The sequence below is a fragment of the Castellaniella sp. genome (genome assembly GCF_049650445.1).
In the GTDB taxonomy this organism is placed as follows: Bacteria; Pseudomonadota; Gammaproteobacteria; order Burkholderiales; family Burkholderiaceae_B; genus Castellaniella.
Map to the genome: position 1 here is coordinate 46,466 of NZ_JBASAD010000006.1, position 10,983 is coordinate 57,448.

At 65.9% G+C, this 10,983-nt stretch carries 10 protein-coding genes; 9 read left to right on the forward strand and 1 reads right to left on the reverse strand.

Features of this window, described 5'->3' with window-relative positions; translation table 11 throughout:
• Positions 1-160 precede the first annotated feature (160 nt).
• From hexR to WA983_RS01690, 8 genes are all read left to right on the forward strand, one after another.
• Complete coding sequence (hexR, locus tag WA983_RS01655) at positions 161-1,006, forward strand: transcriptional regulator HexR (protein ID WP_424311513.1); 846 nt, start codon at positions 161-163, stop codon at positions 1,004-1,006.
• Between the two features lie 17 nt (positions 1,007-1,023).
• Complete coding sequence (gene mfd / locus WA983_RS01660; protein WP_424252014.1) at positions 1,024-4,533, forward strand: transcription-repair coupling factor; 3,510 nt, start codon at positions 1,024-1,026, stop codon at positions 4,531-4,533.
• Between the two features lie 173 nt (positions 4,534-4,706).
• A complete protein-coding gene (locus WA983_RS01665) occupies positions 4,707-6,977 on the forward strand; it encodes a TonB-dependent receptor (RefSeq protein ID WP_424311514.1) in 2,271 nt (756 codons plus the stop codon).
• A gap of 32 nt (positions 6,978-7,009) precedes the next feature.
• Positions 7,010-7,720 (forward strand): tetratricopeptide repeat protein, encoded by a 711-nt coding sequence (locus WA983_RS01670; RefSeq protein ID WP_424311517.1) that lies wholly within the window; start codon positions 7,010-7,012, stop codon positions 7,718-7,720.
• Positions 7,714-8,394 carry a Fe2+-dependent dioxygenase gene (locus WA983_RS01675; RefSeq protein WP_424252010.1) on the forward strand — a complete coding sequence of 227 codons (681 nt, stop codon included), beginning with the start codon at positions 7,714-7,716 and terminating at the stop codon, positions 8,392-8,394. Before WA983_RS01670 ends, WA983_RS01675 begins: the two co-directional genes overlap by 7 nt.
• A 172-nt stretch (positions 8,395-8,566) precedes the next feature.
• Positions 8,567-8,860 carry a toxin-antitoxin system HicB family antitoxin gene (locus WA983_RS01680; RefSeq protein ID WP_424252008.1) on the forward strand — a complete coding sequence of 98 codons (294 nt, stop codon included), beginning with the start codon at positions 8,567-8,569 and terminating at the stop codon, positions 8,858-8,860.
• Between the two features lie 280 nt (positions 8,861-9,140).
• Complete coding sequence (locus WA983_RS01685) at positions 9,141-9,461, forward strand: type II toxin-antitoxin system RelE/ParE family toxin (protein ID WP_424252006.1); 321 nt, start codon at positions 9,141-9,143, stop codon at positions 9,459-9,461.
• 2 nt (positions 9,462-9,463) lie between these two features.
• Positions 9,464-9,772 (forward strand): helix-turn-helix domain-containing protein, encoded by a 309-nt coding sequence (locus tag WA983_RS01690; protein ID WP_424252004.1) that lies wholly within the window; start codon positions 9,464-9,466, stop codon positions 9,770-9,772.
• On the opposite strand, the gene serB is transcribed toward WA983_RS01690, so the two are convergent.
• A complete protein-coding gene (gene serB / locus WA983_RS01695) occupies positions 9,769-10,620 on the reverse strand; it encodes a phosphoserine phosphatase SerB (protein ID WP_424252002.1) in 852 nt (283 codons plus the stop codon). The genes WA983_RS01690 and serB overlap by 4 nt on opposite strands.
• 130 nt (positions 10,621-10,750) lie before the next feature.
• On the opposite strand from serB, the gene WA983_RS01700 reads away from it, so the two are divergent.
• On the forward strand, positions 10,751-10,983 hold a 233-nt coding region (locus WA983_RS01700), incomplete at its 3' end, for an alpha-hydroxy-acid oxidizing protein (RefSeq protein WP_424311515.1).

Genomic DNA, 10,983 nt, shown 5'->3' on the forward strand with positions numbered 1-10,983 from the left:
AACTTGGCGCCCCATTGTATCCACCAGGCCGGCAATATCCATCGGACCGGCGCAGGCGTAGTGCCCCGCCCGATCCCGTCCCTGTGGCACGCAACCCGCGCCCACGTCGCGGCTTGCCGCCACCTCGTGGCCTGCATGCCGCCTTTATACTGATGCCCACATGAACACATCCATCCTGCCCGAGTTGCGCGCCCGTCTGCCCGGACTGAGCCGCGCCGCCGCCCGCGTTGCACGTCTGGCCATTGCCCATCCCGGCGACGTCGCGCGCATGACCATCGGCGAGATCGCCCAGGCGGCCGAGGTCAGCGAACCCACGGTCATCCGTTTCTGCCGCTCGCTGGGCCACGCGGGATGGCCCGATTTCAAGGTCCGACTGGCCGCCAGCCTGATGACCGGCGTGCCCTACGTGCATTCCTCGCTGCGACCCGACGAAAGCGTGGCCGGCCTGACCGGCAAGGTGTTTGACAACGCCGTCTCGGCCCTGCTGCGCGTGCGCGACGCGCTCGACCCCGCCGCGGTCGAATCGGCCATCGATCTGCTGACGCAGGCCCGCCGCATCGAATTCTATGGCGTAGGCAATTCCGGCATCGTCGCCACCGACGCGCAGCACAAGTTTTTCCGCTTCGATCTGGCGGTCGCCGCCTACGCCGACAGCCACACCCAGGCCATGGCGGCCTCGTTGCTGGGTCCCACCGACGTGCTGGTGGCCATTTCGCACTCGGGCCGTTCGCGCGAACTGCTCGACGCCGTCGACCTGGCACGGGCCAATGGCTGTCCGATCATTGCCCTGACCGCCTCCGGCACGCCCCTGGCCGAGCGGGCGACCCTGATCCTGCGCGCCGACACCCAGGAAGACACCGCGCTCTACAGCCCCATGATCTCGCGGCTGGCGCATCTGACCCTCATTGACGTGCTGGCCCTGGGCGTGGCGCTGCGACGCGGCGACCAGGCCAGCCGCCTGCTGGAAAAAACCAAGAAAAGCCTGATCAGCAAACGCCGGCTGTAACCTCTTCCGAACACCCCATGGATTCTTCGAACACCCCTCTGTCCCTGCCCTCGATCGGCTCGACCCTGGCCGCCTTGCGACCCGGCCAGCGCTACGCCCAGCCGCGCCCGCCGGGCTCCGGCGACGCCCTGCTGCTGGCGGCACTGGCCCGCGAGGCCCGGCACCCGCTGGCCACCTTCTGTGCCGATCCCCTGGCCGCACGGCGCCTGGCCGACGAGATTGCCCTGTTCGACCCGGATCTGCGGGTGCGCTTTCTGCCGGACTGGGAAACCCTGCCCTACGACAGCTTTTCCCCGCACCAGGATCTGATTTCCGAACGCCTGCGGACCCTGCACGCCCTGGGCCAGGGCACCGTGGACATTCTGGTGGCGCCGGTCACGACCGCCCTGGTCCGCCTGGCCCCCCCCGCATTCCTGGCGGCCTACACCTTCCAGTTCCGCCAAGGTGACGCCCTGGACGAGGAACGCCTGCGCACCCAGTTGACCCTGGCCAACTACAACCACGTCACCCAGGTCGGCGCGCCGGGCGAATTCTGCATCCGCGGCGGCCTGATCGACCTGTTCCCCATGGGATCGGCCCTGCCCTACCGCCTCGACCTGTTCGACCGCGAGATCGAGTCCATCCGCAGCTTCGACGGCGATACTCAGCGCAGCCTGTACCCGGTGCGGGAAATCGAACTGCTGCCGGGCCGCGAGTTCCCCATGGACGAGGCCGCGCGCAACCGCTTCCGCGCGCGTTTCCGCGAAGTCTTCGAGGGCGATCCGTCGCGCGCACTGCCCTACAAGGACATCGGCAATGGCATTGCCTTTGCCGGCATCGAATACTACCTGCCGCTGTTCTTCGAGCAGACCGCCACGCTGTTCGACTACCTGCCGCCCGACACCATCGCCGTCACACTGGGCGACGTCTCGGCCGCCATCGACCGCTTTGCCCAGGACGCCCGCAACCGCTGGCAGTTCCTGAAGTCCGACCCTGAACGCCCGGTACTGCCGCCCGACGCCCTGTTCCTGGACGACGAAGCCTTTCACACCGGCCTGCGCGGCCTGGCCCGCCTGGCGCTGACCGACGAAGGCGCGCACCCGGACTTCAGTCCCTGTCCGGCCGCAGCCGTCAACCGCCGCGCCGACGATCCCCTGGCCGACCTGCGCCGCCACCTGGACGCGACCCCGTTGCGCACGGCGCTGTGCGTGGATTCCGCCGGACGACGGGAAACCATCGCCGAACTGCTGACCGACTACCACCTGAAGCCCGACGCGATCTTCGACACGTGGCAAGACTGGCTGCAAAGCGGCGAGGCCGACAGCAAACCGGACAGCAAGCCGCAGACGCAGCGTGGAGGCCATTTTTCCCTGGTGGTTGCCCCGCTGTCCGGCGGCTTCCAGTCGCCGCCCGCCGGGCTGGCGGTGCTGACGGAAAACGACCTTTATCCCGCCCAGGCCGGCCGACCCGCGCGCACGCGCCGCCGTCACGAGCACAGCAGCAACATCGACGCCATGGTGCGCGATCTGGCCGAACTGCACGTGGGCGACCCGGTGGTGCACGTGCAACACGGCATCGGCCGCTATCACGGCCTGGTCAGCATGGATCTGGGCGAAGGCCCCATCGAACTGCTGCACCTGGAATACGCCCGCGACGCCACCCTGTACGTACCGGTCTCGCAACTGCACCTGATCGCCCGCTACAGCGGCGCCGACCCCGATCAGGCGCCGCTGCATCCGCTGGGTTCCGGCCAATGGGAAAAAGCCCGCCGCAAGGCCGCCCGCCAGGCGCGCGACACGGCCGCCGAACTGCTCGCCCTGTACGCCCGGCGCGCCGCGCGCGAGGGGCTGCACTTCAAATTCCCCGCCCGCGACTACCAGGCCTTCGCCGAGGGCTTCGGTTTCGAGGAGACCCCGGACCAGGCCGACGCCATCAACGCGGTCATCCAGGACATGACCTCCGGCCGTCCCATGGACCGCCTGGTCTGCGGCGACGTCGGTTTCGGCAAGACCGAGGTCGCCCTGCGCGCCGCCTTCCTGGCCGTGATGAACGGCCGCCAGGTGGCACTGCTGTGCCCCACCACCCTGCTGGCCGAACAGCACGCCCATAACTTCGCCACCCGCTTCGCCGACTGGCCGGTCCGCATCGCCGAACTCTCGCGTTTTCGCACCGGCAAGGAAACGGCCAAGGCCATCGACGGTCTGGCCGAAGGTTCCGTGGACATCGTCATCGGCACGCACAAGCTCCTGTCCAAGGACGTGCGCTACAAACAACTGGGCCTGGTCATCATCGACGAGGAACACCGCTTCGGCGTGCGCCAGAAAGAAACCCTGAAGGCCCTGCGCGCCGAGGTCGACGTGCTGACCCTGACCGCCACGCCCATCCCCCGCACCCTGGGCATGTCCCTGGAAGGCATCCGCGACTTCTCCGTCATCGCCACCGCACCGCAAAAACGCCTGGCCATCAAGACCTTCGTGCGCCGCGAAGACGGCAGCACCATCCGCGAGGCCATCCTGCGCGAACTCAAGCGCGGCGGCCAGGTCTATTTCCTGCACAACGAGGTCGAGACCATCCACAACCGCCGCGCGCGGCTGGAGGAACTCGTCCCTGAGGCCCGCATCGCCGTCGCCCATGGCCAGATGGCCGAGCGCGAGCTGGAAGAAGTCATGAAGGGCTTCTATCAGCAACGCTACAACGTGCTGCTGTGCACCACCATCATCGAGACCGGCATCGACGTGCCCTCGGCCAATACCATTCTCATCCACCGCGCCGACAAGCTGGGCCTGGCCCAACTGCACCAGTTGCGCGGCCGGGTCGGCCGGTCCCACCACCAGGCCTACGCCTACCTGCTGACTCCGGGCGAGGACGCCATCACGGCCAACGCCAAGAAACGCCTGGAGGCCATCCAGTCCATGGAAGAACTGGGTGCCGGCTTCTTCCTGGCGATGCACGACCTGGAGATCCGCGGCAGCGGCGAAGTGCTGGGCGAATCGCAGTCCGGCAACATCCAGGAAATCGGCTACAGCCTGTACAACGACATGCTGGCCGCCGCCGTGCGCGCCCTGAAATCCGGCGAAGAGCCCGACCTGGAATCGCCCTTCGGCAGCCAGTGCGAGGTCAATCTGCACGCCCCGGCGCTGCTGCCCTCGGACTACTGCGCCGACGTACAGGCCCGCCTGGGCCTGTACAAGCGTCTGGCGCACGCCGCCGACGCCGACGCGCTCACCCTGCTGCAGGAAGAGCTGATCGACCGCTACGGCAAACTGCCCGAGGCCGGCCAGACCCTGCTGTCACTGCACCGCCTGCGGCTGCTGGCCGAACCGCTGGGCGTGATCAAGATCGACGCCGGCGAAACCCAGGCCGCCATCCAGTTCGCCGCCCAGCCCGATGTGGACCCGATCCGCATCATCGAACTGGTGCAGCAGGACCGCCAGATCCGCCTGAACGGCCCCGACCGCCTGAAGATCACCTTCGGCGGCACCGTCGACGTACCGGGTCGGGTGCAGAAGCTGAGGGGGCTGTTGCAGAGGCTGGGCGGGACAGCGTAGGACGTATGGCCACCAGGCTTGCACGGCCACCAGGCAAAACCCTGGCAGATCAAGCGCGCCGTCATTTCCTGCGCGCGCACCCGCTCTCCCTCGCTGATCTTCACAATTCCCACACAATTTGAACTGAGAACAATTCTTGTTTAGAATTCTATTTCTAATTAAGAATGATTTTCATGACACTTATCATTTCAGGGAGAATTTGCGTGGAAGACTCTAACGAGTTACGGGCGGGCAAGCTGGCCGGTGGCCTGGCCACGGCACTGGCCACCCCCGGTCTGTTCCTGCTGCCGCAGGCCGCCCAGGCTCAGAACACGGACCCGGCTCAGCTCAGCCCCATCAAGGTCCAGGGTGAACGGCCGGCACCTTTCCTGGTCAAGGAATCCGCTTCCGAAAAATTCACAGCGCCCCTCCTGGACACGGCCAAGTCCGTGCAGGTCATCCCGAAAGAACTGATCCAGAGCCAGGCCGCCACCACGCTGACCGACGTGCTGCGCAATTCTCCGGGCATCACCTTCGGCGCCGGCGAGGGCGGCAACCCCCTGGGCGACCGCCCCTTCATTCGCGGCTACGACGCGCAATCCAGCACCTTCGTCGACGGCATGCGCGACATCGGCGCTACATCCCGCGAAGTCTTCAACCTGGAACAGGTGGAAGTCATCAAGGGCGCGGATGGCGCCTACGCGGGCCGGGGCGGCGCGGGCGGCAGCATCGACCTGATCAGCAAGACCGCGAAACTGCGCGACTTCACCGACGTGGGCCTGGGCTTCGGCACCGCCAAGTATTTCCGCCAGACCGTGGACAGCAACTGGCAACTGGGCGAATCCACCGCCTTCCGCCTGAATGCCATGAACCATAGCCAGGACGTGGATGGCCGGGATACCGTGGACTACAAGCGCTGGGGCGTGGCGCCGACGATCTCCTTCGGCCTGGGCACGCCCACACGCGTGACGCTGAGCTACTTCCACATGGAATCGGACGATACGCCGGACGGCGGGATTCCGTATACGATTTCACCCAAAGGCTCGAACGACGCCGCCTTCCACCGCAGTCCGATCACCAGCGTGGATCGCGACAATTTCTATGGCCTGACCAGCGACTACCGCCGCACGCGCAACGACATGGGCACCTTGCTGGTCGAGCACGACTTCACGGACAAGCTGACCCTGCGCAACCAGACCCGCTACACGCGCGGGACACAACGCTATGTCTGGACGCAGCCCGACGACAGCCAGGGCAACGTCAACAACGGCAAGGTCTGGCGCCGCATGAACAGCCGCGACAGCCGCGTCAGCACCTGGGCGAATCAGACGGAACTGCTGGGTGAATTCCAGACCGGCCAGTTGAAGCACCGTTTCCTGACGGGGATCGAACTGTCGGTGGAGGATGGGCGCAGCGACAGCCTGAACGTCAATCGCGGCAAAGGTGCCGACTGCAAAACCGCCATCGTCGGCATGCCTCCCTACAACTGCACCAGCCTCTACAACCCCAACCCCGACGACCCCTGGGTGAACACCCTGAATGGCGGCCCCACCGGCAACCCCACCTACACCCGCACGCAGACCAGATCGATCTACGGCTTCGACACCATCGAGTTCAACGAACGCTGGCAGGCGACGCTGGGCCTGCGCGTGGACGACTACGCCACGCGGCGGGAGCCGACCAGCGGCGACCGCGTCGACCGTCACGACACCCTGTTCAACTACCAACTGGGTCTGACCTACAAGCCGGCCTCCAACGGCAGCATCTACGTGTCCTATGGCACTTCCTCCACCCCGGCGGGCGCCACCATGGGCGAAGGCAGCGAAGGGCAAAGCCTGACGCCGGGACGCGGCGGTGTCGGTCTGAACGCCGCCGACATGGCACCGGAAAAGAACCGCACCATGGAAGTGGGCACCAAGTGGGACTTCCTGGAAGACCGCCTGGGGCTGACCGCCGCCGTGTTCCGCGTCGAAACCACCAACGCGCGCATCACCCTACCCGACAATACGTATTCCATGGCGGGTGACAAGCGTGTGGATGGCTTCGAACTGGGCCTGTCCGGCAGCATCACGCCGCAATGGCAGGTCTACGCGGGCTACACCTACCTCAAGAGCCGCATCGGCAGCAGCGGCAAGAACAGCGCCAACGAAGGCAACGCCTTCCCCAACACACCGGAGAGCAGTTTCAGTCTGTGGAACACCTACGCCTTCACGCCGCAACTGACGGCCGGCGTCGGCGCCTACTACGTGGACAAGCAGTACGGCAACGAAGCCAACACCATCAGCATTCCGTCCTACTGGCGCTTCGACGCCATGGCCGGCTACAAGTTCAACAAGACCGTGGACCTGCAGATCAACGTGAACAATCTGTTCAACAAGACCTACTACGACAAGGCTTATCCGTCCCACTACGCCTCCATCGCGCCGGGGCGCTCGGCAGTCGCCACGTTGAACCTGCACTTCTGATGAACGGCGCCAGCGCGCTGGACAGCCACGCCATCAACCGGACCTCTCCGGAGGCCCTGGCTGCCGACCTGCAACGCATCCTGGCCGGTCCGCCCGAACAGGCGGCCGCCACGTTGCGCGCCGCCGCCGAAGGCGGCGTCGTCCAGGCGCAACTGGTCTACGGCCAGTGGCTGCTGGATGGCCGGGGCGTCGCCCACGACCCGGCCCAGGCCGTGCAATGGTTCCAGCACGCCGCCCGCAAGGGCGAGCCCATGGCCCTGAACATGCTGGGTCAATGCCACGCCCACGGCTGGGGCATCCCGGCCAATCCCCTGCTGGCCGTCTACTGGTTCCGCCTGGCGGCCCTGGGCGGCCTGGATTGGGGCATGTACAACTACGCCACTGCCCTGTCCCTGGGTCAGGGTGTCGCGCAGGACCGGGCCGCTGCGCTGGACTGGTTCCGCCAGGCCGCCGCGCTGGGGCACGCCAAATCCATGAACATGATCGGCAGTTTCCATGAGGACGGCTGGGTCGTGGACCGGGACGAGGATGCCGCCCTGACACACTATCTGCAGGCCGCCGAAGGCGGCGACTTCCGCGGCCAGTTCAACGCCGCCCGCCTGCTCATCGCACGCGACCGGCCGGACGAAGCCCAGGCCTGGCTGAACAAGATACCCGAGACCGCCACCCCCGCTTTTCTGCGTAAGGCCGCTGCCTGGCTGGCATCGTGTACCAAACACCGCATCGGAGCCTCTCCATGCTGATCTCCATCCCCGACCTGCTGCCCCCCGACGAAGTGCGGCACTGTCGCGCCGCGCTGGAAGCCGCGCCGTGGACGGACGGCCGCCAGACGGCGGGCCACGTCGCGGCGCACCTCAAGGCCAACCGCCAACTGCCCCTGGACGACCCCACGGGTCACCAGATCGGCCAAGGAATCGTCCAGGCGCTGAGCCGGCACCCCGTCTTCCAGTCCGCCGCCCTGCCCGCGCGCATCCTGCCGCCGCGATTCAACCGCTACGAGGGTGGCGAGCACTACGGCTTTCACATCGACAACGCGATCTTCCAGGTGCCCGGCACATCGGAACGCATCCGCACCGACGTATCCACCACCGTATTCTTCAGCGACCCGGACGAATACGAGGGCGGCGAACTCATCATCCAGGACACCTACGGCGAACAGCGCGTCAAACTGCCCGCCGGCCACGCCGTGGTCTACCCCGGCACCAGCCTGCACCGCGTCGCCCCCGTCACCCGGGGCGTACGCTACGGCGCGTTCTTCTGGACTCAGAGCCTGGTGCGCGACGACGGCCGCCGCACCCTGCTGCTGAACCAGGATGTCGCCATCCAGCGCCTGATCCAGGCCGGCGCCGACCCCGAAACCGTCGCTCGACTGACGGGGGTCTATCACAACCTGCTGCGGATGTGGTCGGAGCTGTAAGGCAGCACGCCGCCACACTGCATTCGTAGTTCTCCGCACGGACATTTCCGCACCGTCGACGCTCATGCGTCAACGGGAACTAGCATACTAATCTCGCTCGCGCCAATTCAGCGCAAAGCCCAACCTCTTGGCCCACCTCCAGCCCACGCCATGCCGCTACAGCTGACGCGGGATGATCCGTCACACCTATTCTTTTTTCTATGCCAGCGACATCGTCGGATTGCGGCACGAAGGTGAGCAATCGCTCGAGATATTCCTGGAAGAATGCCGTCGGCGCGGGGTCGAGCCGCGAAAGCGCTTCTCGGGCCGGTTCGTGCTCCGGCTCCCGGCCGATACACACGAAGCCGCAACCCTGGCGGCAGCTGCGCATGGAGAAAGCCTGAATCAATGGGCCGCCAGAATACTAGGCAGCGCACTGGATCGCCCCCCAAGCAAACCGACCCGGACCTCACTGCTGGACGCCTGATGCCGCAGCCTGAACCCGTTCAGCACCGCATCCAGCGGGCTGTGGTCCAGGGCAAAGCGCGCCTGGGCGCGCACCCCGACTTTATGATTTGACGCGGCATTCGCAGTTCTCCCCACGGATGTTTCCATCCCGCCAGCGTCCTAAGTTCCCCGAGTATCCGCATACTGTTCTGGCGACTCACAACAAGTGATACGTCGTGCAAGAACACATCACTTGCTCTCACCTTATTCAAATATTTGCATATTTATGCGGGTACAAGCATAATTTACCCATCGACATCATGAAACCTCTGAAGTTTCTCGGGTCCAGCCAGAAAGATCTGCGCGCTATGCCCGCTGACGTGCGGTACGAGCTCGGACTTGAATTGATGACTGTGCAGTTCGGCGGGGAACCGCGCGATTTCAAGCCCATGCCGGACGTAGGCCCGAGCGCTTATGAAATTCGCTACCGAGACGCCGCCAACGGTGCATTCCGAGTGATGTACGTCGCCAAGTTCGCCGATGCGATCTATGTCTTGCACGCCTTCCAGAAGAAGACGCAAAAGACAACCAAGGCAGACGTGGGCCTGGCCGCCAAACGCTACAAGATGATTAGAGTCTGATCATGAAAAAAACCGATCCCCGCTGGAATGACGAAAGCTGCACGCCCGGCAGCGGCAATGTCTTCATCGATCTGGGCTTCGATCCCGCCGAAGCTCAAGTCATGCAGTTGCGTGCCGAAGTCATGATCCGCACAGCCCAGCGCTTGAAAGAGCAAGGCTGGACTCAAGCCGAAGCCGCTCAAAAACTCGGCATTACACAGCCTCGCGTCTCTCGCCTGATCAGGGGCAAGGTGGAAGACTTCAGCCTGGATATGTTGCTGACGCTGGCAGCCCGCGCCGGCCTGCACCCGGAGCTGCGGCTGTCAACCTAATGCCGCAGCCTGAACCAGTTCAGCACCGCGTCCAGCGGGCTGTGGTCGAGGGCGAAGCGCGCCTGGGCGCGCACCACGGGCTTGGCCCGGTAGGCCACCGAATAGAAAGCCTGCGCCATCATCGGCAGATCGTTGGAGCCATCCCCCAGCACAATGATCTGCTCGGGCGTCGCGCCGACGGATTCGGCCAGCGCGCGTACGTGGCGCGCCTTGGCGGCGCCGTCGACGATGTCGCCCAGCACCTGGCCCGTCAGCACGCCGTCCACGACTTCCAGGACATTGGCATGGGCCTCGTCCAGCGCCAGCCCCCGGCGCAGACGCTCGGTGAAGAAAGTGAATCCCCCGGACACCAGAATCGTCTTCAGGCCATGCGCGCGGACGACTTCGATCAGGCGCTCGGCGCCGGGATTCAGCCGCAGGCGTTCAGTAAACACTTGTTCCAGCGCGGTTTCCGGCACGCCACGCAGCAGGGCGACGCGACGGCGCAGGCTTTCGGAGAAATCCTTGATCTCGCCGCGCATGGACGCCTCGGTGATCGCGGCGACCTCGGCCTTGCGGCCCACGGCGTCGGCGATCTCGTCGATGCACTCGATGTTGACCAGGGTGGAATCCATGTCCATGGCCAGCACCCGGCAGTCGCCCAAGCGATGCACGGTGTCCAGCCAGGCCGCGTCCATGCGGACGGCCGCAGCCTGCGTCAGCGCCTCGTCCCGGCAATCCGGATCCACGTCCAGCAGGCGCACGGCGGTGGGGCCCAGTTCCTGGACGCCACCCGCGCAGGCCACGGCTGCCAGCCGTTCAATGTCCGCCGCCAACAGGCGCGGCGCCTGCAGGATGATGTGTGCCATGTCAAAAGTCCTCGGGATTCAGCGCGGCCATTTTAGTGGATACTGACGACAAGACCAGGCGGGAACGCCCACGCGCCGCCAACCAGTCTATGACATCCTTCACCTTCCACCCCAAACCCCGGAACCCCTCATGATCGCCCCCCTCTGCGCCCAGGACTATGCCGAACAGGCCCACGCGCGTCTGGACCCCTCGGTCTGGGCCTGGCTGGAATCCGGCGGCGCGGACGAACGCACGGCCCGCGCCAATCTCGACGCCTGGCCGGCCCTGCGGCTGCGCGGCCGCGTGCTGCGGCCGCTGGCCGGCGCCCATACCCGCATCGAATTGCACGGCCAGACCCTGGCGCACCCGATCCTGATCGCCCC